The organism is Micromonospora sp. DH13, assembly GCF_020873825.1.
GTDB lineage: Bacteria > Actinomycetota > Actinomycetes > Mycobacteriales > Micromonosporaceae > Micromonospora > Micromonospora haikouensis.
The window spans coordinates 16,604-41,567 of the sequence record NZ_JAHWGR010000011.1 but is presented as its reverse complement, the minus strand read 5'-3'; the positions used below and the strand labels follow the sequence as shown (position 1 = coordinate 41,567).

At 73.4% G+C, this 24,964-nt stretch carries 27 protein-coding genes; 13 read left to right on the top strand and 14 right to left on the bottom strand.

Going from position 1 to position 24,964, the window contains the following annotated elements; all coding sequences use genetic code 11:
• Window positions 1-68 precede the first annotated feature (68 nt).
• A complete protein-coding gene (locus LPA42_RS13165) occupies window positions 69-266 on the bottom strand; it encodes a precorrin-4 C11-methyltransferase (RefSeq protein WP_228986581.1) in 198 nt (65 codons plus the stop codon).
• Window positions 267-405: 139 nt separating this feature from the next.
• Entirely contained in the window at window positions 406-1,023 is a 618-nt protein-coding gene (locus tag LPA42_RS13160; protein ID WP_228986580.1) for a hypothetical protein, read from the bottom strand.
• 260 nt (window positions 1,024-1,283) lie between these two features.
• Between LPA42_RS13160 and LPA42_RS34425 the strand changes: the two genes are divergently transcribed.
• Window positions 1,284-1,685, top strand: a complete 402-nt coding sequence (locus tag LPA42_RS34425) for a GntR family transcriptional regulator (RefSeq protein ID WP_158229358.1) — start codon at window positions 1,284-1,286, stop codon at window positions 1,683-1,685.
• Window positions 1,686-1,814: 129 nt separating this feature from the next.
• Here LPA42_RS34425 and LPA42_RS13150 read toward each other — a convergent pair whose 3' ends face one another.
• Together LPA42_RS13150 and LPA42_RS13145 are read right to left on the bottom strand one after the other, a co-directional pair.
• The gene (locus tag LPA42_RS13150; protein ID WP_255378710.1) at window positions 1,815-2,897 is read right to left on the bottom strand and encodes an ImmA/IrrE family metallo-endopeptidase; all 1,083 of its coding nucleotides are present in this window, start codon (window positions 2,895-2,897) and stop codon (window positions 1,815-1,817) included.
• Between the two features lie 48 nt (window positions 2,898-2,945).
• The gene (locus LPA42_RS13145; RefSeq protein WP_144082501.1) at window positions 2,946-3,638 is read right to left on the bottom strand and encodes a hypothetical protein; all 693 of its coding nucleotides are present in this window, start codon (window positions 3,636-3,638) and stop codon (window positions 2,946-2,948) included.
• Between the two features lie 513 nt (window positions 3,639-4,151).
• On the opposite strand from LPA42_RS13145, the gene LPA42_RS13140 reads away from it, so the two are divergent.
• Together LPA42_RS13140 and LPA42_RS13135 are read left to right on the top strand one after the other, a co-directional pair.
• Window positions 4,152-4,472 (top strand): hypothetical protein, encoded by a 321-nt coding sequence (locus LPA42_RS13140; protein WP_077935442.1) that lies wholly within the window; start codon window positions 4,152-4,154, stop codon window positions 4,470-4,472.
• 255 nt (window positions 4,473-4,727) lie between these two features.
• Window positions 4,728-4,979: an e9imm peptide gene (locus LPA42_RS13135; protein ID WP_077935451.1), complete on the top strand. Its 252-nt coding sequence runs from the start codon at window positions 4,728-4,730 to the stop codon at window positions 4,977-4,979.
• Window positions 4,980-5,082: 103 nt separating this feature from the next.
• Here the strand turns inward: LPA42_RS13135 and LPA42_RS13130 are convergent, their stop codons facing one another.
• Both LPA42_RS13130 and LPA42_RS13125 read right to left on the bottom strand, forming a co-directional pair.
• Window positions 5,083-5,727 (bottom strand): SAM-dependent methyltransferase, encoded by a 645-nt coding sequence (locus LPA42_RS13130; protein WP_077935443.1) that lies wholly within the window; start codon window positions 5,725-5,727, stop codon window positions 5,083-5,085.
• Window positions 5,728-5,803: 76 nt separating this feature from the next.
• Complete coding sequence (locus tag LPA42_RS13125; protein WP_077935444.1) at window positions 5,804-6,163, bottom strand: DoxX family protein; 360 nt, start codon at window positions 6,161-6,163, stop codon at window positions 5,804-5,806.
• Between the two features lie 140 nt (window positions 6,164-6,303).
• On the opposite strand from LPA42_RS13125, the gene LPA42_RS13120 reads away from it, so the two are divergent.
• Window positions 6,304-7,215, top strand: a complete 912-nt coding sequence (locus LPA42_RS13120) for an LLM class flavin-dependent oxidoreductase (RefSeq protein WP_077935445.1) — start codon at window positions 6,304-6,306, stop codon at window positions 7,213-7,215.
• A 65-nt stretch (window positions 7,216-7,280) separates the two neighbouring features.
• Here LPA42_RS13120 and LPA42_RS13115 read toward each other — a convergent pair whose 3' ends face one another.
• Window positions 7,281-7,682 (bottom strand): ASCH domain-containing protein, encoded by a 402-nt coding sequence (locus tag LPA42_RS13115; protein ID WP_077935446.1) that lies wholly within the window; start codon window positions 7,680-7,682, stop codon window positions 7,281-7,283.
• Between the two features lie 202 nt (window positions 7,683-7,884).
• Between LPA42_RS13115 and LPA42_RS13110 the strand changes: the two genes are divergently transcribed.
• Window positions 7,885-8,418 carry an alpha/beta fold hydrolase gene (locus tag LPA42_RS13110; RefSeq protein WP_077935447.1) on the top strand — a complete coding sequence of 178 codons (534 nt, stop codon included), beginning with the start codon at window positions 7,885-7,887 and terminating at the stop codon, window positions 8,416-8,418.
• A gap of 71 nt (window positions 8,419-8,489) precedes the next feature.
• Here LPA42_RS13110 and LPA42_RS13105 read toward each other — a convergent pair whose 3' ends face one another.
• Both LPA42_RS13105 and LPA42_RS13100 read right to left on the bottom strand, forming a co-directional pair.
• Window positions 8,490-9,560, bottom strand: a complete 1,071-nt coding sequence (locus LPA42_RS13105; protein WP_228986579.1) for a questin oxidase family protein — start codon at window positions 9,558-9,560, stop codon at window positions 8,490-8,492.
• Between the two features lie 34 nt (window positions 9,561-9,594).
• Window positions 9,595-10,155, bottom strand: coding sequence for a phosphoribosyltransferase family protein (locus tag LPA42_RS13100; RefSeq protein ID WP_077935457.1), 561 nt, complete (start codon window positions 10,153-10,155; stop codon window positions 9,595-9,597).
• A 230-nt stretch (window positions 10,156-10,385) separates the two neighbouring features.
• On the opposite strand from LPA42_RS13100, the gene LPA42_RS13095 reads away from it, so the two are divergent.
• The 4 genes from LPA42_RS13095 to LPA42_RS13080 all read left to right on the top strand — a co-directional run bounded on the left by LPA42_RS13095 (window position 10,386) and on the right by LPA42_RS13080 (window position 14,870).
• A complete protein-coding gene (locus tag LPA42_RS13095) occupies window positions 10,386-11,030 on the top strand; it encodes a septal ring lytic transglycosylase RlpA family protein (protein ID WP_077935452.1) in 645 nt (214 codons plus the stop codon).
• Window positions 11,031-11,151: 121 nt separating this feature from the next.
• The gene (locus LPA42_RS13090) at window positions 11,152-12,279 is read left to right on the top strand and encodes a PP2C family protein-serine/threonine phosphatase (protein ID WP_077935453.1); all 1,128 of its coding nucleotides are present in this window, start codon (window positions 11,152-11,154) and stop codon (window positions 12,277-12,279) included.
• A 192-nt stretch (window positions 12,280-12,471) separates the two neighbouring features.
• Window positions 12,472-14,328 carry an acyl-CoA dehydrogenase gene (locus tag LPA42_RS13085; RefSeq protein ID WP_077935454.1) on the top strand — a complete coding sequence of 619 codons (1,857 nt, stop codon included), beginning with the start codon at window positions 12,472-12,474 and terminating at the stop codon, window positions 14,326-14,328.
• Between the two features lie 272 nt (window positions 14,329-14,600).
• Window positions 14,601-14,870, top strand: coding sequence for a DUF6458 family protein (locus LPA42_RS13080; RefSeq protein WP_043961115.1), 270 nt, complete (start codon window positions 14,601-14,603; stop codon window positions 14,868-14,870).
• A 220-nt stretch (window positions 14,871-15,090) separates the two neighbouring features.
• Here the strand turns inward: LPA42_RS13080 and LPA42_RS13075 are convergent, their stop codons facing one another.
• A complete protein-coding gene (locus LPA42_RS13075; RefSeq protein ID WP_077935455.1) occupies window positions 15,091-15,621 on the bottom strand; it encodes a histidine phosphatase family protein in 531 nt (176 codons plus the stop codon).
• A 115-nt stretch (window positions 15,622-15,736) separates the two neighbouring features.
• Here LPA42_RS13075 and LPA42_RS13070 point away from each other — a divergent pair, with 115 nt between their 5' ends.
• A complete protein-coding gene (locus tag LPA42_RS13070; protein ID WP_077935456.1) occupies window positions 15,737-16,024 on the top strand; it encodes a DUF6458 family protein in 288 nt (95 codons plus the stop codon).
• A gap of 115 nt (window positions 16,025-16,139) precedes the next feature.
• On the opposite strand, the gene LPA42_RS13065 is transcribed toward LPA42_RS13070, so the two are convergent.
• The gene (locus tag LPA42_RS13065) at window positions 16,140-16,817 is read right to left on the bottom strand and encodes a hemolysin III family protein (RefSeq protein ID WP_043961118.1); all 678 of its coding nucleotides are present in this window, start codon (window positions 16,815-16,817) and stop codon (window positions 16,140-16,142) included.
• Window positions 16,818-16,923: 106 nt separating this feature from the next.
• Between LPA42_RS13065 and LPA42_RS13060 the strand changes: the two genes are divergently transcribed.
• From LPA42_RS13060 to LPA42_RS13050, 3 genes are read left to right on the top strand one after another with little or no spacing between them, the layout of a single operon-like run.
• Window positions 16,924-17,571 carry an allophanate hydrolase subunit 1 gene (locus LPA42_RS13060; RefSeq protein WP_228986578.1) on the top strand — a complete coding sequence of 216 codons (648 nt, stop codon included), beginning with the start codon at window positions 16,924-16,926 and terminating at the stop codon, window positions 17,569-17,571.
• Window positions 17,568-18,551: a biotin-dependent carboxyltransferase family protein gene (locus tag LPA42_RS13055; protein ID WP_228986577.1), complete on the top strand. Its 984-nt coding sequence runs from the start codon at window positions 17,568-17,570 to the stop codon at window positions 18,549-18,551. Before LPA42_RS13060 ends, LPA42_RS13055 begins: the two co-directional genes overlap by 4 nt.
• Complete coding sequence (locus LPA42_RS13050; RefSeq protein WP_077935458.1) at window positions 18,535-19,284, top strand: LamB/YcsF family protein; 750 nt, start codon at window positions 18,535-18,537, stop codon at window positions 19,282-19,284. Before LPA42_RS13055 ends, LPA42_RS13050 begins: the two co-directional genes overlap by 17 nt.
• 148 nt (window positions 19,285-19,432) lie before the next feature.
• Here the strand turns inward: LPA42_RS13050 and LPA42_RS13045 are convergent, their stop codons facing one another.
• The 3 genes from LPA42_RS13045 to LPA42_RS13035 all read right to left on the bottom strand — a co-directional run bounded on the left by LPA42_RS13045 (window position 19,433) and on the right by LPA42_RS13035 (window position 24,953).
• On the bottom strand, window positions 19,433-21,265 hold the full coding sequence (locus tag LPA42_RS13045) for an NHL domain-containing thioredoxin family protein (RefSeq protein WP_077935461.1): 1,833 nt from the start codon (window positions 21,263-21,265) through the stop codon (window positions 19,433-19,435).
• 119 nt (window positions 21,266-21,384) lie between these two features.
• Entirely contained in the window at window positions 21,385-24,471 is a 3,087-nt protein-coding gene (locus tag LPA42_RS13040; protein ID WP_198956404.1) for a hypothetical protein, read from the bottom strand.
• Between the two features lie 344 nt (window positions 24,472-24,815).
• Complete coding sequence (locus LPA42_RS13035; RefSeq protein WP_165823299.1) at window positions 24,816-24,953, bottom strand: hypothetical protein; 138 nt, start codon at window positions 24,951-24,953, stop codon at window positions 24,816-24,818.
• Window positions 24,954-24,964 lie beyond the last annotated feature (11 nt).

Genomic DNA, 24,964 nt, shown 5'->3' with positions numbered 1-24,964 from the left:
CCGCGACGACAGCGTCCGACGCGGACCCGGAGTCCGAGGAACAGGTACGCCCCGACGGCCGCTGGCGTTCACCGCGTCTCCCCTGCCTGCCCGCGCGGGTCGGCCGCCGCCCGCATCACCTGCCGGGCGTGCGTCAGTTCCTCGATGAGCCGGTCCACCTGGGCGGCCGTCAGCAGTACGGCCTGAGTCGCGCCGTAGCGGGTCGCGTCGAGCTTGACGGCCAGGTCCCGACGCGCGAACCGGTCGACGAGCAGTTGCACGCTCACCCAGCCGGTCCGCTCCCGCCCGATGGTCGCGAGAAGCCCTCGATGCATCGGGTCGTTCGGCCCGCATCCCCGACACCACACCGGGCACACCACTGGCGCAGCCGAGGGCGACGGCAGGGCGTCCGCCACAGGTACGGCCTCACTCATCTTCGGCCCCCTGGTCGCCGGCGGCCTGCTCCAGCAACCCGCTCAGGTGTTCGACCAGCTCGGCCGCCTGCGGCAACGTCAACTCCGCCCAGGTGTTGCCCGCCCGGCACGTCGCGTGAACCCCCACCATCGGCCCGAGCCCGTCGGCAGCGATGAGGTAGGTGGCGACGAAGCCGGACGCGCGGGAGTCGCCGACGCGGTGCATCGGGCCGCGATGGCGGCGGGCCATGTGCGCCATCACCGGCGGCACCAGGTAGCCACAGCGGTCAGGGGCACACCAGTCCGGGTGGCCCGTGACCCCGACGGGCCTGATCGGATGCCTCATCGCGGACACCGCCCGCCGTTGCCCCGCGCCGCCTGCGCCAGGGTCATCAACGGCGCGTACGGCAGTACAGGTACCTCCCGCGTCGGACCCACCGACCACCACGGCAACGGCGGAACCGAAGCCGGGCGCGGACGGGACGGGGCGTTGCTGCTGGCGGGCCGGATCGGCGTTCGCGTTCGTGACCACCAGGACGAGAACCAGCCGCGCCGACGGTGAGAGCCGGACATCGCACCTCCAGAGGTAGGAGGGGCCGGTGGCCAGCCAGGGAAGGAGCTGGCCAGCCACCGGCCCGGATGAAGGCACGGCGCACCGTCCGACACCGACGGGTCGGGTATCGCCGAGCCAACTTGTGCGCGGCTACCGCAACCGGTCCGACAGGACGCCGCGCTTCAAGTGCGACCAGGGCCGACCCGACCACCCCTGACACGAGCCGTCACCCTGGCCGCACAGATGGAAACGTACCTACAACTGGACGAGTTGTCTACACGGCGAAACGGGTCTCTTGGTTGACACTTGGTAAGACAAGTGCCGGGTACGGTGAGCAGGTGCCCACCCCGCACTACGGACAGCCCCGGTACCGCACCATCGCCGACGAGCTGAGACAACGCATTGAGGGCGGCATCATCCCGCCGGGCTCCCTATTGCCGGCCGAGAGCGCGCTCACCGCCGAGTTCCGGGCAAGTCGCGGCACAATTCGCCAAGCGATTGCTGCCCTCCGCGAGGCCGGCTTGGCTGCTACCGAACATGGCCGAGGAACCTATGCCGTCGCAGCCTCGCTGGGCGACGGCAGTCACGTAGAAGTGAGGCGGCAACAAGTCCCTGCCGACGGTCGCCTCTCGTTGCTCTTTGGTCTTGAAGAGGGGGCCATGCTGGTTGAGCATGAAGAGGTGAAACGAAGGGGCGACTACGTCGAGTCGGTAGTGCGCACATACCGTCGTAGTACATAAAAGACCATGTCTCTTCGAGGTGAGCACTCGACGCCGGTCACCCCTAGCGGGCTGATGCTGAGCGAATTCGCCGCACTGCCGCTTGGTCGCTTCTTGGGACCTGGAAACCGTCACAGATTCTCGAAAAGTTCATCTGCGGCGTCCGCCAACAAGTTGAAGAACGGGCCTCGCTGGGGTTGCCTGCCCTCCTCCCTCAAGCGCGATCGGGACTAGGCCAAATACATGCCTATTCAGTTCCGTGGTGTGCAAATAGACTTCATCGGCTAGTGAGACACGCCCTTTATTGTTTTGCAGGTTCTCCTGGCGCAGCGCGGCGAATACTTTAGCGAGGAGTTGCGATGTCTCGCGCGAAATTCCACCGGTCTCATTCTTTCGGTACCCCAGTTGCGACAACCTTTGGGCTGCGACCTTGTACTTCCAGTCACTCAATAAGCCTAGTTCATGTAGACGGTATGCAAGGGCGAAGGCTGAAACCCTCCATCGCCTTTTGGCGACCAAAATCTGATCTGGCGTAGCGCCGAGGGGAAGTTGAGAAAGGATGCTCGAACGGGGCATGAGAAGGGCGGAAGCAAACCTGTTCGCCTCATCCTCAGCATCGGGGCCATAAGCGATCCTGTCACCACCGTGAAGCAACAGGTGTCCCAGCTCGTGCGCAGCATCAAAGCGGCCACGTTCGCCGGATTTCGTAGTGTTCAGGAAGACGAAAGGTGTACCTCTGCAGAAAAGAGAAAAAGCGTCTACGCTGATGCAGTCGGATGCAAGCGAGAAGACTCGCACGCCGTTCGCCTCAAGAAGGTGTACCATGTTAGCTATTGGCTGTTCGCCGAGGCCCCACAGCCCGCGGACTCTGTTGGCCGCGTGTTCGGGATCTACACCAGCAAGGCTTGGCACCCGCATCTCAGGAAGCCTAAAGTTAGCTTCGATCCAAGCGTTGATTATCATCGAGATCTGACCGGCCGCTAACGCTGCATCTCGGTCAAGCGCCGTCATTTTCGAAAGTGCGCGAAAACTGACAGCGGGAAGTGGAATCTCGTCAATAGCCGGCTGAGAGAAGAAGTCAACGGGGAAGTCTAAGGCTTCCGAAAGTGATCCAAGGGTATCGGGGCTAGGCTGCTTGTGGCCATTCTCAAACGCCGTAATGCTTCGCGCTGATACGCCTGATACGGCAGCAAGGTTTGCCAGTGTCATGCGACGCCTTCTTCGAGCAACCACAAGTCGCGACGGCGTCAACACTGGCAAACCCTCCTGCGTGGCTAGAATTCAGCTAGCGATTCTTTCGACGAACACATCGACGTCGTCGTCCGGCCCGTCGGGCATGTCGAGGTCAACCTCGATGCCGCCGCCGCCGGGCGGAGTGACCGGACCGAGGAGGATGTGCTCCTTCCAGCGGTTCACAGTCTTTCCAAGCATATCCGTTGGCAAGGAAAGCTCGGAAACGATCCCGAGAACAGTCCACTTATACAGCAATATCCACGTGGGGATCATCCCAGGCTCGAACGCATCACTGGCATCATCCCATAACGGGATGGGTTTTGCGTTGCGAGGGCCGCCGAGGACTGATCGGTTGAAGCGAACCAATTGAGCAATGGAGCTGCCTTTAGGGTTCTTTGTTTGCACCCCACGGCCTCGTGCCACGCCAACCTGCCCCGAACCACTAAGCGCCGTGATCGCAAAAGAGCCGTCGGGATGGATTGCGCGTAGCACCGCGTCGCGGTTAGTCCATGACCAGCCGCGGGGTAGGACCTCTTCGCGTAGATACCGATTAGCCCTACTCCAGAAGATGAACCCCTTGGCGCCCGCGGCGTCAAGGTCAGTGCAGAGAAGAGCATCTGCGCTCGCCCCGTACAACGCTCGGTCGATGTCTTGGCGCGTGAGCCCAAGGTCGGCAAGTCGGGCATCCGCCGCCTCGCCCTCGTGCCAGACCTCGTCGTCAACCAACTCGTGATCTTCCATGCGTCCCTCCCTCGGGTTCCAAAAATCCTACCGCCAAGGAGGTTGAATTTTTGGAACCCATGCGGCGGGCGTGTCGGATTGCAAGATCCTAGAACGCTCGTTCGACCAGGCGCAAGTCGGCCCGACTTGATCCTTGCGCGGGGTGTACATGGGGTTTGCCAAGGAGCCTGCCTGCTCAGCGCACGTTTGAGGCTGCCGAATCCCTCTCTTTGTGATCAAGGCACCGCGCTGCGCGCGGTGCGGGCGCGGTGGCCCCGTCCGGCGGCAAGCCGCCCCGGTCGTCTGCGACGCCGGGGCGGGAAGCCGCCGACAGCCGACGGGCTGCCGCGCCCCCACCGTCCCGAATCCGGATGACGACCACGACCAGGCCGTGACGATCGCCAGCGTGGTTGGCCGCCGTCGAGCTTCTGGCGATCGGCTGCCGCGCCGGCTTCGCCGGCTTGCCCTCGGCCCTCCCAGGTCACCCCGCGTCGCGCCGGAGTCGACCAGACCGGGTCCGCCTACGCTGTCGCGGTGGACGCGGGCAGGGTGTGGCGGCTGTACCACCGGGGCGAACTGGTCGGCGAGATCGACGAGCAGAGTCACGACTTCCCGTGGACGTACGGCCGGTTCCGCCCGCTGCCGGGGTTTGAGCCACTACGCCCGCTCTTCGTCGCCCGGAGCGCCGCCCTCGACGCGGACGACGACGAGACCATGATCCGGATCGGCGACGAGATCCGGGCCGCCGTCACGATGACCCACCCGGACGGTCGCCCGGTGGCGGAGTTCCTGCTGAGCATTGAGGATGACGAGGCCGGGTTCCGCTGGCATGACGAGCCGTTCGAGGACGGGTAGCCCGTGCCATTAGCGTGCCATTAGAGCAGGACAACCGGGGTCAACCCAGGCCACCAGGGACCGCCGTGACCAGGCGGCCGGCTCTACGACCTGCCGCCCATCGGCAATTCCCAAGCTGACAGTGCGGGTTCGATTCCCGTCACCCGCTCCACGCACGAAGGCCCTGGTCAGGACGCAAGTCCCGAGCCAGGGCCTTCGGCGTTGCAAGGTCAATGGTCATGCGGCGTGTCGTCAGCCCGCTCGGAGGTGGTCGCCATGCCCGCGAAGCTGACCCGCAACGAGGCCGTCGCCCTCGTTGAGCGGATCGTGCGGCTCGACTATGCCGACGACGCCGAGTTGAACGACTGGCTGGACAGGCTCGAACGAGATCTCGTCTATCCGGATGTCTCTGAGCTGATCTTCAGCATCATGCCGGAGATGACGGCTGCCGAGGTCGTTGACCGCGCCCTGGCCTACCGGCCGTTCGAGATGCGCGCGGCCCCGTGGACGGAGCCACCGGCAGGCTAGCTCGCTTCTCGTCCCGGTCCCGGTCCCGGTCCTTGGCAGCATGTCGGCGACATGGCGGTATCACGGTGGGTCGGATGCCGCCATGTCGCCGACCTGGAGTCGATCATGGTTGACGGACGAACGTGAACAGCGCTCCAGAGGTGTCCAGCGGTCGGGGCGTGCCCGTGAACCGGTGCACGCCGACCGAGAAGAGCACGCCGTCCGGCGCGTGAAAGGCCTGCTCGGCGAAACCGGCGTCCCGCAGCCAGCCGCGCAGCGCCGGCGTCAGGTCGGGGGCGCGCCGGGTCCGCGTCCAGATCACCGTGGCACCGGCCGCGCACAGCTGCGGCAGGGCGGCCACGGTTCGGCGTACGTCATGGTCGTCGACGTTGCCGAAGACGCCCGCCAGCAGCACGAGGTCGGCCGGCACCGCCTGCGCGTACGACGAGAGCCGGCCCGCGTCCGCCCGCCGGATGTCGACGATCGCGAGGCCGGCCCCGGCGGCGGCTGCCCGGGCGGCGGCGACGTTGCCCGGGTCGTACTCCAGCAGCGTGGCGCGGACGCGGGCCGCATCGGACCGGCCAGCCAGCGCACCGACCAGGTCGTGTCCCTGGCCCGCACAGGCGCTGACGACCGCCAGCGGCTCGCCGGGGCGCTCGTCCAGCCACGCGGTGATCGCCCCGCGCACCAGCCGCAGCCGGCGGGACAGCGGGGAGTCTTCGTCGGCGTAGGGCTGGTGCCACGCCTGCCAGTCGGTCCCGGTCGTCATGGCGTCGAGCCTGCCAGCCCCGGCCCTGTCGGCCCCGGCCCTGTCGGCCCACAGGCGCTCGCCGGACCCGGAGGCGTCAGAGCCGGCCGACGGCGACGAACACGCAGGTGGCGAGGATCGTCAGGTTGACCGGCACGGCGACGGGCTCGCGCAGCCGCAGGTGGATGCCCGCCGCGCCGACCATGACGACGCCGAGGCCGGCGGCGGCGAGCGGCGTGAGCCACGTCGCGATGCCGGTCAACCCGGGCAGGAGCAGCCCGACGGCCGCGAGGAGCTCCAGCGCGGCCACGGTCCGCAGCAGTGGCATGGGTACGATCCGCGCGCTCGTCTGCCCGCCCGCGAGTAGCCTCTCCCGGGACCAGGTGCCCTTGGTCAGCCCGGAGAAGGCGAAGATCAGTGCGAGGACCGCCTGCGCGGCCCAGAGTGCGACGTTCACGGCGACTCCCGATGGTCGTGGGTGATGAACGAACCGGACACTTCGCACGACGGGATGCGCCGACGGTTGGTGACCGAGCGTGCGGCGGGGCGCTGCCTCGGCGGGATGCCGCCGGCCGGTCAGGACGTACGCTGGCGCTCATGCGGATTGGCATCGTGATCCTTCCGGACCAGCGCTGGTCGCAGTCGCAGCGCCGCTGGCGGCAGGCGGAGGAGTGGGGCTTCGACCACGCCTGGACGTACGACCACCTGGGCTGGCGGGACCTGGTTGACGGGCCCTGGTTCGACTCGATGACCACGCTGACCGCCGCCGCCACGGTGACCTCCCGGATCCGGCTGGGCACCCTCGTCGCCTCGCCCAACTTCCGGCACCCGGCGGCCTTCGCCCGGCAGATCACCGCCCTCGACGACGTCTCCGGCGGCCGGTTCCTGCTCGGCGTCGGCGCGGGCGGCATCGGCTTCGACTCGGCCGTGCTGGGCGGGGAGACGCTGCCGCCCCGCCAGCGCGTCGACCGGCTCGCCGAGTTCGTCGAGCTGCTCGACCTGATTCTGCGCGAGGACGGCACCACCTGGCGCGGCGACTGGTTCGCCGCCGTGGACGCCCGCAACAACCCGGGCTGCGTGCAGACGCCCCGGGTGCCGTTCGTGATGGCCGCCAACGGCCCCCGCTCGATGCGGCTGGTGGCCCGGTTCGGGCAGGGCTGGGTCACCACCGGCACGGGCGGCGACGACGTGGAGCAGTGGTGGGGGACGGTCGCCGACCTCGCCACCCGGATGGACCGGGCGCTGGCCGAGGCCGGCCGCGACCCGGCCACTCTGGACCGCTACCTGTCGCTCGACTCCGCCCCGGCGTTCTCGCTGCGCAGCGCGGACTTCTTCGCCGAGCAGGTCGGGCGGGCCGCCGCCCTCGGCTTCACCGACGTGGTGACGCACTGGCCCCGGGCCAGCAGCTGGTACGCCGGGGACGAGGCCGTCCTGGTGGACGCGGCCACCCGCCTCCTGCCGGAGCTGCGCCGCCTGACGCCGGCTCCCCGCCCACCCGCCGCCGGGTGAGGGTGGTGGTGGGGGTGTGAGAAGGGGACCCTTCTCGACCGTATGCGTTAACAGGGGGCCCTTCCTTACCCCCGCGTCGAGACGAGCCGAAACCGCACGCAGACGATCCGGCTGTCGTCGGTGACGGGGGTGCCGACCCGCGCCCAGTAGGCGGCGTGCCCCGCCCGCCACTCCTCGATCGACCGGTCGCCCTCCCCTTCGGAGCGGGCGAAGTCCCACGGCACGTCGGCGAAGCGCACCACGTCGACGCCGGTCACCTCGACGACTCCGACGGGCGCGTCGTGGTCGTCCACGAGGGCGAGCCGCTCGCCGACGTGCTCCAGCTCCTCGCCCTCCTCGGCGTACTCGTCGGTCAGGCCGGCGGTCGCCGTCTTGGCCCCGGCCAGCACCAGGGAGTTGAGTCTCTCCCGCAGCTCGCCGGGGGTGCCGAGGGCGAGGCTGCGCAGTCCGTCGATCCGGGGCCACATCCCGCCGAGGCTACGCGGCCCGGCCGCGCTCCGCCGCCGGATTCGGGCGCGGCGCGCGGCGACCTGCCCCCGGCCCGACCTGGTCCTCGCTGCGCTTACCCGCGCCGCGCCACCCGCGCCCCGTGTCGGAGCGGCGCTGCTTCGCGCAGTGTGCCCGGGGCGTTACGGTGGCGGGCAGGTGGGCTGGCGGAGGGAGCGGGTGATGGCGGACCGGCGTGCGGTGCTGATTCCGGGGCGGGGCTACGACACCCGGGCGCCCCTGTTCGCGTACGTCGGCGAGGCCCTGCGCCGGATCGGCTTCGACACCCACGAGATCACCTGGCAGGTGCCGTCTGACCTGGGCGCGGACCGGGCCGGGCCCTGGGTGGCCGAGCAGGTCGCCCCGGCGTTGGCGGAGCCGGCGCACCTGCTGGTCGGCAAGTCGCTGGGCAGTTTCGCCGCCCCGTTCGCCGCCGACCGGGGGCTGCCGGCGGTGTGGCTCACCCCGTTGCTGCGCCGTGCCGACGTCACCGAGGCGCTGGCCCGCGCGACCGCCCCGTTCCTGCTGGTGGGCGGCACCGCCGACGCCCTGTGGGACGGCACCCAGGCCCGCCGGCTCAGCCCGCACGTGCTGGAGGTCGACGGTGCCGACCACTCGCTGCTGGTGCCCGGTCCGCTGGCCCGCTCGGCGGAGGTGCTGGGCATGGTCTGCACCGCCGTGGAGGAGTTCCTCGGCGGAGCGGGCTCGGGCGGCTGAGCCGCGCTGCTCGCGGCCGCGCCGCCCCGCTCAGACGGGCCGTCCTGCTCAGATCAGCTACGCCGCCCCGCTCAGATCAGCTGCGCCGCGTAGCCGGCCGCGGCGAGCACCTGCTCGTCCCCCGTCGCCGCGTGGGCGTCGAGCACCGCGTCGGCGAGCTTCACCACGTGCTCGTCGCCGTGCCGGGCCGCGCGGGCGAAGACCTCCGCCGGCGTGCCGGGGGCGACGGCCGGCGGCGCGACACCGGCCGGGGAGGCGTACACGGCGGTGACGGCCGCCGTCGCGGACCAGGCCGCGGCGAGGCTCGGGGCCCAGAGCCCGGGGTCCAGCTCCGGCAGCGTACGCAACACCGCCGTCGGCGCGGTCACCGCGTGCACCAGCATGACGGGTTCCGCGTGCCCGTACCGGAGGTAGTCGAGGCTCGCCCGGTGCACCAGTTCGGCGAGCCCCCGCTCCGCCTCGGCCGGGGTCCGCGCGGGCCGCAGCGCCGCGAGCGACGACTCCCATTCGGGTACGTCCGGCAGCCGGCCCAGCCGCTCGCGGATGCCGCCGGTGCGGTCGGCGATGCGGGGCAGCCCGGCCAGCGCGGCCGCCACCCCGGTCTCCCCGCCCTCCCCAGCCACCCCGCCGTCCCCGCCCTCCCCGGTGGGAGGTGCCGCCGGCAGCAGGGGTGCGCCCGGTACCGGCTGCCAGCGCGCGGCCCAGTAGGCGAGGGCCTGGCCGAGTTCGGTGCGCCGGTCCGGGCTGGTCTCGGCGGCCCGCAGCGCCCGCACGGCGTGCCCGACCCGGATGACGCCGTGGGTGGCCCCGGCGGCGATGCCCGGCAGCAGCCGGGGCCACCAGGTGCCGAGGATGTCCCGCCAGGGCCGTTCGCGCAGCTCCCGGTCGAAGTGGGCGAGCCAGTCGCCGGCGCGTTTCGGGTCCCCGAGGGCGGCCCGCCAGTCGTCGATCGGCCGGAGGCCGCGCGGCAGCTCGTCGAGCCGCCGCAGGTAGTCGTCCAGCCAGCGGTGCACCTCGGCGTCGTGCCCGTGCTGGACCAACGCCTCGACCGCCATCGGGCCGTGGTTGGAGAGCCAGCCCTCGAACTCCGGGCCGGTGCGGTGCAACCGCTGGTACGCCTCATCCAGGATTCCGTCGTCCATGCCCCCGATCGTGCGACTTGAAGCTTGCTTGAGGTCAACCCTCGGATGGCGTCAGCCGGTCGCCCTCGACCAGGCCGCGTATCCGCAGCTCGGCGGCGAGCGCGGGCGGGCAGTCGAGCACCACGGCGGAGGTGCCGAGGACCTCGGCGCCCCGGGTGGCGCAGATCGCGTACAGGGCGTGCAGCTGGGCGCCGGTGGCCACCCAGTCGTCGACCACCAGCACCCGGTCGCCGGGGCCGAGGTGCCGGTCCCGGACGCCCAGGTCGACCCGGCGGCCCCGGAAGTCCGGGGGGCTCTGCGCCCAGGTCGTCGCACCGGCGGGCAGCCGCCCGTCCCCCGCCTTGTGCGCCGGCGCGAAGCCGACCCCGAGGGCGGTCGCGGCGAGCGGGCCGAGCAGCAACCCGGTCACGGCGGGGGCGAGCACCACGGTCGGTCGGGCGTCCCGGAACGGCGCGGCCAGGGCCGGCCCGAGCCCCGCCAGCACCGCCGGGTCCCGCCACCACCCGGAGACGTCGCTGACCAGGTGGGTGCTCTGCGGGCCGGGGTCGATCCACCGGAACAGCTCGACGAGACGTTCGCTCAGCTCAGCGGGCATGCCGCCCATCCTGCGCCAGATCGACGCCCCGGTGGGGTCCGGCCCGCCCGGGGCCGAGCGGGCCACGCCGCCTCGGATGATCGGCCACACGTATGCGAGCAAATACGAACATAGCGCCATGATCACGTTGACTTCGGAAGTGCTTCTCTCGTTACGGTCCGGGCCGGTTTGTTCTCCAGGACTTCGTCCTGAACAACGACTTCGTTATCCACGACGAAAGGACCGGGCCCGTGGTTGGTAGGCACTCCCGTACCCGATTGTTCTCCTCGCCGGCCGGGATCGCGGCCACCGCGGCGGTCGGCGTCGCGCTCGCCGTCGGCGGCACCGTCGGCGCGGTGAGCCTGACCTCCGGCGAGGCGGCCCCGCAGCCGACCGTCGCCGACGTCCCGGTGAGCCCCCCCACCACCGCGGCCGCGCCCTCGCCCAGCGCGAGCGTCCCGCCCAGCGCCAGCCCGTCGCCGACCGTCACGGCCAGCCCGAAGGCCACCCGGAGCCAGGCCGCCTCGCGGAGCAGGCCGCGCACCGCCGCGCCGAAGCCGGCCGCCACGAAGGCGGCCGCCACCAAGAAGCCCACCCCGACCAGCAACGTCGTCGACAGCGGCTCGTGCGGGGCGTCCTTCTACGACGAGGGGCAGCTCACCGCCAACGGGGAGAACTTCGACCCGAGCGCCATGACCGCCGCCCACAAGACCCTGCCGTTCGACACCATGGTCCGGGTGACGAACCCGGCCAACGGGAAGTCGGTCACCGTCCGGATCAACGACCGGGGCCCCTTCATCGACGGCCGCTGCCTCGACCTGTCGCGGGCCGCGTTCGCGGCCATCGCCTCCGTCGACGTCGGCGCACTGACCGTGAAGTACGAGGTCCTGGGCTGACCCGATGACCTCGGGCGGGGCGGTGCGACCGGGGCCGGACCGGCCGCCGCCGGAGACCCGGCCGGGCAGAACATCCTCGGCCGACGGGCCAGGCTCATTCACCGGTTCACGTCCATCAGGCATGCTGTCCCTCGTACGCATGCATGCCTTCCAGTCGGGCCGTGGCCCGCTGAGCCCCGGATCCCGCGCCGGCCTCGGCGCGGCCCTCGTCCTGCTCGCGATCATCTCCGGCGTGGAGCTGGCGGACGGCCGCTGGGCGCACTACGTGGCGCTGATGGTCGCCGCCCCGTTCCTCGCCGCGGCACTGGCCTCCTGGCGGGTGGTGCTCGGGGTGGGGGCCGCCGCGACCGCGATCGGTTCCGCCTTCGCCCTCGCCGAGCCGCGGACGTCGCTGGTCACCGCCGTCAACGTGGCCGGCATCGCGCTCGCCACCGGCATCGCGGCGGCGGTGGCCGCCGTGCGGCAGCGGCAGGCGGAGCAGATCGCCGAGCTGTCCAAGCTGGCGGCGGTGGCCCAGCAGGCGGTGCTGCGTCCGCTGGGCCCGCAGGTGGGGACCCTGGCCGTGGCGGGGCGCTACATCTCCTCGACCGCCACCGCCGAGATCGGCGGCGACCTGTACGAGGCGATCGACACCCCGTACGGCGTCCGCATGATCATCGGTGACGTGCGCGGCAAGGGGCTGGACGCCGTGCGGCTGGCCAGCATCGTGCTGGGCTCGTACCGGCACGTCGCGTACGAGCGGGCCGACCTGCGGGCGGTGGTCGCCGACCTGGACCGGGCGGTGGCCCGCAACGTCGGCGACGAGGACTTCGTCACCGCGGCCCTGGTCGAGGAGCGGGGCGGCACCCTCACCATCGTCAACTGCGGCCACCCGTCGCCGCTGCTGCTGCGCCGGGGCGCGGTGATCCCCCTCGAACCGCCCGCGCCCGCGCCGCCGCTGGGCTTCATGCCGGTCGTCCGGCCCCGGGTCGAGCGCCTGGAGCCGGGGGACCGGCTGCTGCTGTTCACCGACGGCCTGGGCGAGGCGCGCCGGGACGGCGAGTTCTTCCCGACGGCCGACCGCGCCTGGCGGCTGCTCGGTCACGGCACGGTCGGCGACGGGCTGGCCTCGCTGGAGACCGCCCTGGTCGAGTGGGTGCACGGCCGGCTCGACGACGACATCGCCCTGGTCCTGATGGAGTACGCCGGCCACAGCAGCGCGGTGACCGCCCCCGTGCCGAGCTGGGAGGTCGGCGCGGCCGAGGGCTGAGCCAGCTTCTTCGCCGTCCGGTCCGGCTCCGCCTCGCTGCTCCCGGCCCGCCCGGTCCCCGCCCCTCGACGGCCGAAGCGCGGGTGTGTAATCGCCGTCACTTCCACGTTGAGCTTGTCGCTGCCTACCCGCGAGTAATACAGTCGGGGTTACTGATCGGTAACACCTGTCCGGGAAGCGGGGCCAGCGAGCATGACCCACTACAAGAGCAACCTCCGGGACCTTGAGTTCAACCTGTTCGAGGTCTTCGGGGCGGACCGGGCGTTCGGCCAGGAGCCGTACTCGGATCTCGACGTCGACACCGCGCGCAGCTTCCTCGCCGAAGTGGACCGCCTCGCCCGCGAGGACCTCGCGGCAAGCTACTCGGACAGCGACCGCAACCCCCCGGTCTTCGACCCGGCCACGCACACCGCGCCGCTGCCGGAGCCGTTCAAGAAGTCTTACCGGGCGTTCATGGAGTCCGAGTTCTGGCGGCTCGACCTCCCGCCGGCGCTCGACGGCACCAACGCCCCGCGTGCCCTCTGGTGGTCCCTCGCCGAGCTGGTGCTCGGCGCGAACGCCCCCGTCTGGATGTACGCCTCCGGCCCGTCCTTCGCGCACGTGCTGCACGTCGAGGGCACCGAGCAGCAGAAGAAGTGGGCCAAGCTCTTCATCGACAAGCAGTGGGGCTCCACGATGGTGCTCACCGAGCCCGACGCGGGCTCGGACGTGGGCGCCGGCCGCACCCGGGCGATCCCGCAGCCGGACGGCTCGTGGCACATCGAGGGCGTGAAGCGCTTCATCACCTCCGGCGAGCACGACCTGAGCGACAACATCGTGCACTACGTGCTGGCCCGCCCGGTCGGCGTCGAGGGCGTCGGCGGCCCCGGCACCAAGGGCCTGTCGCTCTTCGTCGTGCCGAAGTTCCACTTCGACCCGGAGACCGGCGAGCTGGGCGAGCGCAACGGCGTCTACGCCACCAACGTCGAGCACAAGATGGGGATCAAGGTCTCCAACACCTGCGAGATGACCTTCGGCGAGCACGGCGTGCCGGCGAAGGGCTGGCTGCTCGGCGAGAAGCACGACGGCATCCGGCAGATGTTCATGATCATCGAGTACGCCCGGATGATGGTCGGCACCAAGGCCATCGCCACGCTCTCCACCGGCTACCTCAACGCCCTCGAGTACGCCAAGAACCGCGTGCAGGGCGCCGACCTGATCCAGCAGGCCGACAAGACCGCGCCCCGGGTCACCATCACCCACCACCCGGACGTGCGCCGCTCGCTGATGCTCCAGAAGTCGTACGCCGAGGGCCTGCGCGCCCTGGTCTGCTACACGGCCTCCTGGCAGGACCAGGTCGCCATCGCCGAGGCGGCCGGCGACGAGCAGGCGACGAAGATCGCCAAGCGGGTCAACGACCTGCTGCTGCCGCTGGTCAAGGGCGTCGGCTCCGAGCGGGCGTACGAGATGCTGGGTCACGAGGCGCTGCAGACCTTCGGCGGCTCCGGCTTTCTCCAGGACTACCCGCTGGAGCAGTACGTCCGGGACGCCAAGATCGACACGCTGTACGAGGGCACCACCGCGATCCAGAGCCTCGACCTGATCTTCCGCAAGATCGTTCGGGACAACGGCAAGGCCCTCATGACGGTCGCCGGCGAGATCCAGGAGTTCATCACCTCCGAGGGCGGCAACGGCCAGCTCAAGCAGGAGCGGCAGGCGCTCGGCAAGGCGCTCGCCGAGGTGCAGACCATCCTCGGCGTGCTGACCGGCTGGCTCGGCGAGGCGCAGGGCGGCGACGCCCGGGCGCTCTACAAGGTGGGCCTCAGCAGCCGCCGGTTCCTGCTGGCTATCGGCGACCTCGTCGTCGGCTGGCTGCTCCAGCGGCAGGCCGACGTCGCCCTGCGCGCCCTGGCCGGTGAGGTCTCCACCGCCGACAAGGCGTTCTACACCGGCAAGGTGGCCGCCGCGAAGTTCTTCGCCCGCGAGGTGCTGCCCCGGCTCGGCGCCGACCGGCGGATCATCGAGAGCACCGACCTGGAGCTGATGGACCTCCCGGAGGAGGCGTTCTGAGCCGCTGACGCACCACAGCGGCCCCCGGACGGCCGGCGAGTCCCCCAACTCGCCGGCCGTCGCCGTTTCGCCCCGTCCCGCCGGCCGTCGCCGTCCCGCCCCGTCTCGTCGGCCGGCGCTGTCCCGCCCCGCTTCGGCGACCCGTGCCGAACAGTCCGGCGTGTCCCCTATCGCCGGTCGCATCCCGGGTACTTGCCCGGCCGGGCGGGTAACCGAGGCCCGGACGTCGTCAGTGAACGCCCAGAGCCACCGCACGTGGGGGTGCAGCGCACATGGGCATTGGTAGTGGAATCTTCCTCATCGCCATCGGCGCGATCCTGACCTTCGCCATCCGGGCCAACGTCTGGTGGGTGGACCTGCGCGCGGTCGGCTGGGTGTTCATCCTGGCCGGGTTGGCCGTGCTGCTCACCACGCTCTGGTTCTGGCAGGACCGGCGCAAGCGGGCGCGCACCCTGATCGTGGAGGAGAACAGGCTGTCGCATCCGACCGCCATGATGCCGCCTCCGCCCGATCCACCGCCGCCCACGGCACCGCCCTCCTGAGGCCCACCGGCACACCGGCCGCACACCGGCCCGCCCGGGCCCACCCGCCCGGGCCCACCCGCCCGGGCCCGCGCCGCCCGGGCCCACCCGCCCGGGCCCGCGCCGCCCGGGCCGGCCCGCCGGCCGCCCGCCCGGCGCGGTCGCACCTCGGCCGTTCGCAGGTGTTAACAGGGGTCCCCTGTACAACGGAATGCGTTAACAGGGGGCCCTTCCTTGCGCCTCAGGCGCGGGCGGTGTGGCGGGCGACGATGTCGGCGCGGTGCAGCTCGGCCCAGGGGAGCCGGGTGCGGTGCACCACCAGGTCGGTGGTGCGCAGGCCCTCCTGGTCGGCGCGTTCCGGGTCGAGCAGCGCCGAGAGCAGCGAGATGCCCGGGTTGTGGGCGACCAGCAGCACCGTCGTCGCCTCCGCCGGGGTCGACCGCACCAGCGCCAGCAGGTCCGCCGGGCGTGCCTCGTACGCGCCCGGCTCGTAGCGCACCTGCGGGGCGGGACCGGCCGGCCCCGCCTCGTCCGCCGCGCCGGTCATGCCCAGCTGCACCCCGTGCCAGGTCTGGCGGGTGCGCCGGGCGGCCGAGCAGAGCACCACGTCAGGGAGCAGGCCGTGCCGGGCCAGCCAGGCACCGGCGGCGGCCGAGTCGGCGTGCCCCCGCGCGGTGAGCGGCCGCTGGACGTCCGGGCCGCTACCCGGTGCCTCCGCCTTGGCGTGCCGCAGCAGCACCAACGTCCGTTCCGTCCCTCCGACGTCCGTCATGGGCCCAGCTTGCCCGATTGACGATCGGAGCGCCTGGGTATGTCGATGGATGCCGCAACCTCATCCATGGCCGCGGCGGGTAGCAGCGCCAGCTGACAGCCAAGGAGCGACGAAAATGGGCATTGGTGCCAGCATCTTCCTCATCGCGCTGGGTGCGATCTTCGCGTTCGCCGTGCAGGCCGACCTGGGGTGGCTGAATCTCGGCGTCGTCGGCTGGGTGCTGATGCTCGCCGGCGTCGTCAGCCTGCTCACCACGCTCTACTTCTGGAACCGGGGCCGCCGCACGGTGGTCGCCGCGCCGGTGCACCAGAACCGCGTGGTCGCCGACCGGGTCGTGCCGGTGCAGGGCGAGCCCGTGGTCCAGGAGTACCGCGAGGTGCGCCGCCCGGGTCGTACGGTCTGACCGGTCCGGCCCGATGGCCGACGACTGCCCAGGACTCCGGGGGCCCCGCAACGGCGCGGGGCCCCCGGCGCGTGCCCGGGGCGGGGGATCAGGGTGGGGGAACCGGGGTGCGGACTCAGGCGAACAGGGCGAAGTAGATCGCGATGTGGTGGCAGATCGCCGCCACCAGCGTGCAGGCGTGGAAGAACTCGTGGTGGCCGAAGACGGTGGGCCACGGATTGGGCCTGCGCAGCGCGTAGAAGACGGCGCCGACGCTGTAGATCGCGCCGCCGACGGCGAGCAGCACCAGCGCGGTCACGCCGCCGGAGTGCAGGATCTGCGGCAGCATCGCTACCGACACCCAGCCGAGGGCCAGGTAGAGCGGTGCGGAGACCCAGCGCGGCGCGTGCGGCCAGACCAGTTTCAGCGCCACGCCGCCCAGCGCGCCGCCCCAGACCAGGGCGAGCATGGTGGTCGCCTGCCGGGCGTCCAGCAGCAGGACGCAGAACGGTGTGTACGTGCCGGCGATGAACACGAAGATCATCGAGTGGTCCATCCGGCGCATGATCTGGTAGCCGCGCTCGGACCACACCCGACGGTGGTAGAGCGCGCTGGTGCCGAAGAGGCCGCAGACGGTCAGGCTGTAGACGAGGCAGCTGACCAGCGGGGACCAGCCGGGGCGGCTGGCGGCGATGGCGCAGAGCACGATGCCGCAGACGAGCGCGACGAAGAACGCGTAGGTGTGCAGCCAGCCGCGCATCCGCGGCTTCCCGATGTCGACCGGCTTGAGTCGAAGCGGTGCGGAGGTCGTCACGCACCTAGGTTACGGCACCGTAGGTTACCGTCAAGTAGTGCCTATCGTCACGGGACCACAGGGTCCGGCGGCCCTGTCGGGCCCGCCGATCGGGGATCATGGCGGGATGCGGATCCGGCCCGTCGGCGCCCACGCCCTGCTGCTCGACTGCGACGACCCCGACCAGGTGGAGGCGTGGCGGGCCGAGTTGACGCGCCGCCGCGCCGCCGGCGAGCTGACCGCCGTCGAGATCGTCCCGGCGGCCCGTACGGTGCTGCTCGACGGGGTGCCCGACCCCGACCGGGCCGCCGCGCTCGTCGCCCACTGGACCCCACGACCCGCCGACGGCACGACGCCCGCCACCGCCACCAGCCCCGCCGACGGCACGACGCCCGCCGAGGTCGAGGTGCCCGTCACGTACGACGGGGTCGACCTGCCCGTCGTCGCCGGCCACTGGGGCGTGGACGTGCCCGAGGTGGTCGCCCGCCTCACCGGCACCCCGTTCCGCGTCGCCTTCTGCGGGTTCGCGCCCGGGTTCGCGTACCTGACCGGGCTGCCGCCGCAGTGGGCGGTGCCCCGGCTCGCCACCCCCCGCCCCCGGGTCCCCGCCGGCTCGGTCGCGCTCGCCGGCCCGTACGCCGGAATCTATCCCGGCGCGTCGCCCGGCGGCTGGCTGCTCGTCGGACGGACCGCGCTGACGCTGTTCGACGTGGCCGCCGACCCGCCGGCCCGGCTCGCCCCCGGCACCCCGGTACGCCTGGCGGCGACCACGTGACCCGCCCACCCGCCGGCGGCCCGGCGCGCCGGCTGGAGGTGCTCCGGGCAGGGGCGCTCACCACCGTGCAGGACCAGGGCCGGCCCGGCTGGGCACACCTCGGCGTGCCCCGGTCGGGGGCGCTCGACCCGGCGGCCCTGCGGCTGGCCAACCGCCTCGTCGGCAACCCGGAGGACGCCGCCGGCCTGGAGATCACCCTCACCGGCTGCGCGCTGCGCCTCACCCGGGCCGGCACGGTCGCGCTCACCGGCGCGGACGCCGACGTGTGGATCGGCGACGGGCGGCTGGGCGACGGGCGGCTGGGCGACGTGCCGACCGGCGACCCGAACACCGGCGACGCACGGCGGACCGGCCCGCGCCCCGACGTGCACCTCGGCGACCGGCCCGGAGACGTCGGCCGGCCCCTGGCCGTGCCCGCCGGGGCGGTCGTGCGGATCGGCCCGGCCCGCTCCGGGCTGCGCACCTGGCTCGCCGTCGCCGGCGGGATCGCCGTGCCGCCGGTGCTCGGCAGCCGGTCCACCGACACCCTCTCCGGCCTCGGCCCGCCCCCGCTGCGCGACGGCGACACCCTGCCCCTCGGCGACCCGGGCGACGACCCCGCCCCCGTCGACGTCACCGTCGGGCCGCCCACCCCGGCCGCGCTGCGGCTCCGGCTGCGCCTCGGGCCCCGCGACGACTGGTTCACCCCCGCCGCGCTCGACCGGCTGCTCGGCACGGCGTACACGGTGAGCCCGGTCAGCAACCGGGTCGGCGCGCGGCTGACCGGCGCGCCGCTGCCCCGCGCGGTCGCCGGGGAACTGCCCAGCGAGGGCCTCGTGCTCGGCGCGGTGCAGGTGCCCGCCGACGGCCAGCCGCTGATCTTCCTCGCCGACCATCCCACCACCGGCGGCTACCCCGTCGTCGGGGTGGTGGACGACGTGACGCCGCTCGCGCAGGCCCGCCCGGGGACTACGGTGACGTTCCATGGACCTCAACGCTGACCTCGGCGAGGGATTCGGCATCTGGCGGCTCGGCGACGACGAGGCGCTGCTCGACCTGATCACCTCGGCCAACGTCGCCTGCGGCTTCCACGGCGGCGACCCGTCCACCATGCGCCGGGTCTGCGCCGCCGCCGCCCAACGCGGGGTCGCCGTCGGGGCCCAGGTCGGCTACCGCGACCTCGCCGGCTTCGGCCGCCGGCACATCGCGTACGCGTTCGCGGACCTGCGCGACGAGACCACCTACCAGCTCGGCGCGCTCGACGCGTTCTGCCGGGCGTACCGCACCCGGGTCCGCTACCTCAAGCCGCACGGAGCGCTCTACCACGCCGCCTCGGTCGACGAGTCGCAGGCCGCCGCCCTGATCGCCGCCATCGACGAGTACGACCGCGACCTGCCGGTGCTCTGCGCCCCCGGCTCGGTGCTCGCCCAGCTCGCCACCGGCGCCGGCCTGCGGGTGGTCGCCGAGGGATTCGCCGACCGGGGCTACCTGCCCAACGGCACGCTGGTGCCCCGCACCGCCCTCGGCGCGCTGGTCACCGACCCCGAGCAGGTGGCCGCCCGCGCCGTCCGGATGGCCACCGAGCAGACCGTGGTGGCCGTCGACGGCACCGTCGTGCCCTGCCCCGTCGAGTCCATCTGCCTGCACGGCGACACACCGGGCGCGGTGGCGTCCGCCGAGCTGGTGCGGGCCGCGCTCCTCGAAGCGGGGGTGACGCTCACCCCGTTCGCGTGAAAGGAGGGGGCACCTTGTTAACGCATTCTGTATAGGAAGGGCCCCTTCCTAACGCACCCAGCGCCGGCGCGCGGGCGGCCGCGCGGGGGGCAATCGGCGGGGCGCGGGCGGCCGCGCGGGGCGCTGGCGGCCGGCGGGGTGCAGGCTGTCAGGCGTCCAGGCCGCGCAGGACCAGCGGGAGCCGCGCCGGGCCGCCCTCGACCACCCGCACCGGCACCCCCCAGTCCTGCCGGGTCAGGTGACAGGCCGCGTGCTCCACGTCGGCGTCGCACGTCGCCGCCTGCGCGGTCACCTGGAGCACCCCGCCGGCCACCGACCCGTCGACCACCAACCGGCGGGACAGCTCCGTGCCGGTGCCCGCCCCCTCCGCCAGCAGCTCCGGCGGCGACGCCGAGACGACCAGCCGCGTCGACGGCCCGTACGTCTCGTCCAGCTTCTGCCCCGGCGCCGGGGCGAAGACGACGTCCAGCGTCACCTCGCCCGCCGCCACCTCCATCGGCTTCCGCTCGGTGCGGTGCCGCGGGCCGTCGACCGTGCTCGCCCCCACGGCGGACAACGCGCCCGGGGCCAGCCGGGTCAGCCGGTGCGCGGCCGACTCGACCACCAGCACCCCGCCGTCGGCGGTCAGCACCACGTCGCTCGGCTCGGCGAGCCCGTCGGCGACCGTCGACACCTGACCGGTGGCCGGGTCGAAGCGGCGGACCGCCCCGTTGTACGTGTCGGCGACCAGCACCGAGCCGTCCGGCAGCGCGCACACCCCCAGCGGGTGCTGGAGCAGCGCCCGGTCGGCCGGGCCGTCGACGTGGCCGAAGTCGAACAGGCCCTGCCCGACGGCGGTGCCCAGGACGCCGTTCTCGACGTACCGGATGGCGCTGGTCTCGCTGTCGGCGACCCAGAGCCGGGTGCCGTCGGCCGAGACCGAGAGGCCGGACGGCTGGGCCAGCCACGCCTCGGCCAGCGGCCCGTCGCGCAGCGCCTCGACGGTGGTGCCGGCGTACATGCCCGCCGTGCGGCGGATCGGGTCGAACCACCAGAGCTGGTGGATGCCCGCCATCGCGACGATCACCCGGTCGTCGTACCAGGCCACGTCCCACGGGGAGGAGAGGTCGACCGAGAGCGAGTCGTGGGCGTGGTCGTCCACCGTCGAGCGCCACTGCCGGCCCGTGCCGGCCACGGTCACCACCTCGCCGGTGGCCAGCCGCACCCCGCGCAGCAGGTGGTTGACGGTGTCGGCGACGACCACGTCGTAACCGGCCACCTCGGCCACGTGCTCCGGCAGCCGGCACAGCCCCTGCGGCTCCGAGAACGCGGCGGCGCCGGGCGGCCCGTCCGCGCGCCCCCGGACGCCCGCGCCGATCCGGCGCACCAGCGTCTCGCCGTCGGGGGCCAGCTCCACCAGGGAGTGCCGGGCCGAGTCCGACACGAGCAGGTGCCCGCCGTCGAGCGCGAGGGCCTTGCCGGGGAAGCGCAGGGCCGTCTCCGGCTCGGCGGGCGGCACGTACGGACCGTCGCCCCGGTGCAGGGTGCCCTTCGCCTCGTGGGTGGCGACCAACTCGTCGACCAGCCGGGCCAGCCCCTCGGCGTGACCCTCACCGGCCATGGTGGCCACCACGTACCCCTCGGGGTCGATCACGGCGAGGGTCGGCCAGGCGCGGGCCGCGTACTGCTGCCACATGTCCAGCTCGGGGTCGTCGAGGACGGGGTGGTGCACGCCGTACCGCTCGACGGCGGCGGCGACGGCGGCCGGGTCCTTCTCGTGCTCGAACTTCGGCGAGTGGATGCCGATGACGACCAGCACGTCAGCGTACTTCTCCTCCAGGGGGCGCAACTCGTCGAGCACGTGCAGGCAGTTGATGCAGCAGAAGGTCCAGAAGTCGGCAATTGTGATCTTGCCGCGCAGGTCGGCCAGCTTCAGGTCCCGCCCGCCGGTGTTCAGCCAGCCCCGTCCGCGCAGCTCGGGAGCCCGTACTCGTGCGCTCATGCCCCCAGTCTGCCCGACCGGGAGGCCCCGACCGGCCGGCACCCCGCGCGGCTTGGTCACACCCCGGGCGTACGACGAGGGCGGGGCCACGGTGGTCCGTGGCCCCGCCCCCGGGTTCGCTACTTGGTGGCCGACTTGAGGCAGAGCACCTTCTTCGGCACGTCACCACGGAGGACGACGTGCGGCTGGCCCGGGTCGGCGCACTTCTCCTTGGTCTCGACCTTGGACACGATCGTGAACGATCCCGCCTCGCCGCAGGTGGCCGAAGTCGCGGATTCGCCTGACTGCTTCACGCAGGAGCCGACGGCCGGGTCGAACGGCTTCGCGTTGTCGCCGCCCACCTTGCCGAGCAGCATGAGCAGCCCCAGCGGCACCGCGAGGATCAGCACGGCGGCCACCAGCACGGCGGCCAGCACCCGGCCGTTGCGGACCTTCGGTGGCGGAGCCTCGGCCTTCTGCGCGTCCGCCTCCGGCTTGAACGCGTCGAACCGGCCCTGCTCCTCCGGCTCCGCGCCCCAGGCAGGGCCGGACTGCGGCCCCTGCGGCGGGAAGCCGACCTGGGTCGGCTCGCCGTACGGCGCGGGAGGGTGGCCCGGCACCGCGCCCTGCACGGCGGTGGCCCCGCCCATCGGGCCGCCGAACTGGTCACCCGGGCGGTCGCCCTCGTGCGGGCGGACGCCGTTGACGGGCCGGTTGCTGGCCGGCGGGTCCACGAAGGACGGCACCCCGGGCGGGAAGGCCGGCGGAGCGGGCGCGCCGGCCGCCCCGATCGCCGGGCTGTCGCCGAAGCCGTGCTGCTGGCCGGCCTGCCGGTCCGGGGCGTCGAAGCGCTGCGGTCCGCCCTGCGGCCCGCGGTCGTCGAAGCGCTGCTGCGGCCCGACGTCGTCGAACCCGCGGTGCTGGTCGCGCCCCTCGAACCCGCGCTGCTGGTCGTGCCCGTCGAACCCGCGCTGCTGGTCGTGCCCGTCGAATCCGCGGTGCTGGTCGGGTCCGTCGAACCCGCGCTGCTGGTCGGGTTCGGCGGGGCGGCCCTGGGGGCCCGGCTCGTCGAAGCGGCCCGGCTCGTCGAACCGCCCCTGCGGGCCCGGCTCGTCGAACCGGGACGGTGGCGGGTTGTGCTCGGGGCGGAACGGGCTCTCGTCCGCCGCCTCCGGCTCGTCGGCCGGCTCCGGGCGGGCCGGCCGGCCGTACACCCGGGGCTGCGGCGCGGGCGCGCCGCCGGGGTGCAGCGCCTGGTCGGTGGGGGGCACCACGCGGCTGGCCATGGGCACGGACGCGCTCGCCGAGACGCTGCCCACCGCGCCGTCCGCGGCCTCTCCGGCCTCCGCCGGGGGTACGGCGGCCCGGGCGGCCGCCCCGGACTCCGGCGAGACCCGGGGGGCGGGCACGAACGGGGTGCCCTGTGGGTGCGGCTCCTCGGCGCGGCCCCAGCCGGCGCCCGACTCGGGCGCGTACGGCGACGGGGCGCCCTCACGACCTGACGGTTCGCCGGCCGGCGAGGGCTCGACCGCCGGGGGGAACTGGGCCGGCGGGGCGTAGTCGGCCGGCGGGAGGGCGGCCAGGCTGGCACCGGGCACGCGCTGCTCCTGCGGCGGCAGCGGCACGGCGTTGGCCGGCGAGATCCCCGGCCCGGGGGCGGGCTGGTAAAGCGGACGGTCCTCGGGCCGCTCGGGCTCCCAGGCGTTGCCAGCCTGCTGCGGCGCGGCGGTCTCCGGCTCGGTACGCCCCCACGCCTCGCCCGGTGCCCACGGCTCGACGTCCGGCATGACCGGGCGGTCCGAGCGGTCGCCGCCGGGCCGCTGCTGCGGGCTCTCGCCGGGCGTCCCCCAGGCGGGCGGCCCGTCCGTGCCGACGGTGGCGGTGGCCCGCGCCGGTGGTACGGAGGTCGGCTCGGCCGCCGCCCAGTCGGGGACCTCCGGCCGGTCGTCCTGCCGCTGCGGCACCGCTGCCGCGCCCCACGTGCCGGGCTGCCCCGACTCGTCGGCGGCGGGCCAGGCGTTCGGCTGCGGCTGGTCGTCGGAGCGGACCGCCGTGGCGGCCCACCCGCCGGAGCGGGCGGGGTCGTCGTGGGCGGAGGCGGGGGAGCCGGTCGCCCAGCCGCCGGAGCGGGAGGCGTCGTCCTGTGTGGTGGCCCAGTCCTGGGGCGGGGTCGCCTGGCCGGGCACGCGGGCGGCACCCCGGGCGGCGGCTTCGGCCTGGCCCCACGCGGCCGGCGGCTGCTCGGCCGGGCCGCCGAATCCGGGCTGCCCGGGCGCACCGTCGAACGTGGGTTGTGCGGCGGGTCCGCCGAATTCGGACGGGGCGGCCGAGGCGGCCTGACCTGCCTGGCCAGGGGTGTCGGGTTGCTCGGTCCGCGGCCAGCCACCGGAGCCGGCGGGGCCGTCGCCCTGCTGGCCGGAGTTCCAGCCGCCGGAGCGGGAGGCGTCGTCCTGTGTGGTGGCCCAGTCCTGGGGCGGGGTCGCCTGGCCGGGCACGCGGGCGGCACCCCGGGCGCCGGACTCGGCCTGGCCCCACGGCGCCGGCGGCTGCTGGTCGGCCGCGCCGGCCCAGGCCGGGGCCGGCTGCTCGGGCTGCGTCGCCCAGGCCGGCTGGGCCGGCTCTCCGTTCGGTGCGTTCGCGGCGGCCGGGGCGGCGGCCCAGCCGGGGCCGGCCTGCTCGTTCTGCTGCCAGCCCGGTGCCGGCTCGTTCTGTTGCCAGCCCGGCCCGGCCTGCTCGTTCTGCTCCCAGGCGGGCTGCGCCGCGCCAGCCGGCGGGCCCCAGGCGGCTGGGCGGTTCGGCTCCGGCTGCTGCGCCGGCACCTGGGCGGCACCCCAGGCGGCGGTCGGCGGCTGGTCACTCTGCGGAGGCTGGCCCCAGGCGGCGGTCGGCGGCTGGTCACCCGGTGCCGCGCCCCAGTTGGGGGTCGCCGGCTGGTCGCCCTGCGGCCCGGTGCCCCAGGCGGCGGTCGGCGGCTGGTCGCCGTGGGGCGGCGCTCCCCAGGCGGCGGTCGGGGGCTGGTCGTTCTGCGGGGGCTGGCCCCAGGCGGGGGCCGGCGGCTGGTCGTTCTGGGTCGCCCAGGCGGGAGCGGGCGGGTTCGGCCGGGCCGCGGGGGGCGGGGGTGCCCAGCCCAGGTCCGGGTTGGCGACGCCGTACGGCGCCGGTGCGCCGGCGCCCGGCGACACCTCGTCCGGCTCCTGGCCGGGGTGGTGCGGGCCCTCGGACGTCATCGGTGCGCCTCCTCCATCACATGTCGGCCGCCGATGCCGACGGTGCGTCGGCGTGGGTACCGGTGTGGCCGGCGGTGCCGACCGTGGGGACTCCCCGCACCGTATCCGGTGGCCGCCCGCGGCATCCGGGGAGCACCGGCCGTCACTCCGCGTCGCCGGACGGTGTCGAGCAGCTTCTATCGGCACGACGGGGTCCGGGCGGGCGGTTGACGACCGAGCCCCACCGTACCGGGCGGTGCGGCGAGGCGGAATCCCGGTGTCAATAGGCCCGAAACGCCGACGACCCGCCCGGGGCGAACCGGGCGGGTCGTCGAACTGGAGGAGGGTGAGAAAAGTGTGGGGCGTCAGCTCATGTGACGCTGGGCGATGGCGAGAAGCTCCTCGCGGACCGCGGGCGAGTTGGCGGAGCGCAGGGCGTGCTCGATGGCACGGGCCCGGCGGTTGGCGTCGCGGCGGTTGCGGATTCGCTCGATCATGCTCATCTGGGTTCTCC

Bases quoted from the DNA above. Each gene is read 5' to 3' on its own strand.
- LPA42_RS13145 (WP_144082501.1), bottom strand. From the start codon at position 3,638: ATGGAAGATCACGAGTTGGTTGACGACGAGGTCTGGCACGAGGGCGAG.
- LPA42_RS13135 (WP_077935451.1), top strand. From the start codon at position 4,728: ATGCCCGCGAAGCTGACCCGCAACGAGGCCGTCGCCCTCGTTGAGCGG.
- LPA42_RS13130 (WP_077935443.1), bottom strand. From the start codon at position 5,727: ATGACGACCGGGACCGACTGGCAGGCGTGGCACCAGCCCTACGCCGAC.
- LPA42_RS13120 (WP_077935445.1), top strand. From the start codon at position 6,304: ATGCGGATTGGCATCGTGATCCTTCCGGACCAGCGCTGGTCGCAGTCG.
- LPA42_RS13115 (WP_077935446.1), bottom strand. From the start codon at position 7,682: ATGTGGCCCCGGATCGACGGACTGCGCAGCCTCGCCCTCGGCACCCCC.
- LPA42_RS13110 (WP_077935447.1), top strand. From the start codon at position 7,885: ATGGCGGACCGGCGTGCGGTGCTGATTCCGGGGCGGGGCTACGACACC.
- LPA42_RS13105 (WP_228986579.1), bottom strand. From the start codon at position 9,560: ATGGACGACGGAATCCTGGATGAGGCGTACCAGCGGTTGCACCGCACC.
- LPA42_RS13100 (WP_077935457.1), bottom strand. From the start codon at position 10,155: ATGCCCGCTGAGCTGAGCGAACGTCTCGTCGAGCTGTTCCGGTGGATC.
- LPA42_RS13090 (WP_077935453.1), top strand. From the start codon at position 11,152: ATGCTGTCCCTCGTACGCATGCATGCCTTCCAGTCGGGCCGTGGCCCG.
- LPA42_RS13085 (WP_077935454.1), top strand. From the start codon at position 12,472: ATGACCCACTACAAGAGCAACCTCCGGGACCTTGAGTTCAACCTGTTC.
- LPA42_RS13080 (WP_043961115.1), top strand. From the start codon at position 14,601: ATGGGCATTGGTAGTGGAATCTTCCTCATCGCCATCGGCGCGATCCTG.
- LPA42_RS13075 (WP_077935455.1), bottom strand. From the start codon at position 15,621: ATGACGGACGTCGGAGGGACGGAACGGACGTTGGTGCTGCTGCGGCAC.
- LPA42_RS13070 (WP_077935456.1), top strand. From the start codon at position 15,737: ATGGGCATTGGTGCCAGCATCTTCCTCATCGCGCTGGGTGCGATCTTC.
- LPA42_RS13060 (WP_228986578.1), top strand. From the start codon at position 16,924: ATGCGGATCCGGCCCGTCGGCGCCCACGCCCTGCTGCTCGACTGCGAC.
- LPA42_RS13050 (WP_077935458.1), top strand. From the start codon at position 18,535: ATGGACCTCAACGCTGACCTCGGCGAGGGATTCGGCATCTGGCGGCTC.
- LPA42_RS13045 (WP_077935461.1), bottom strand. From the start codon at position 21,265: ATGAGCGCACGAGTACGGGCTCCCGAGCTGCGCGGACGGGGCTGGCTG.
- LPA42_RS13040 (WP_198956404.1), bottom strand. From the start codon at position 24,471: ATGACGTCCGAGGGCCCGCACCACCCCGGCCAGGAGCCGGACGAGGTG.
- LPA42_RS13035 (WP_165823299.1), bottom strand. From the start codon at position 24,953: ATGAGCATGATCGAGCGAATCCGCAACCGCCGCGACGCCAACCGCCGG.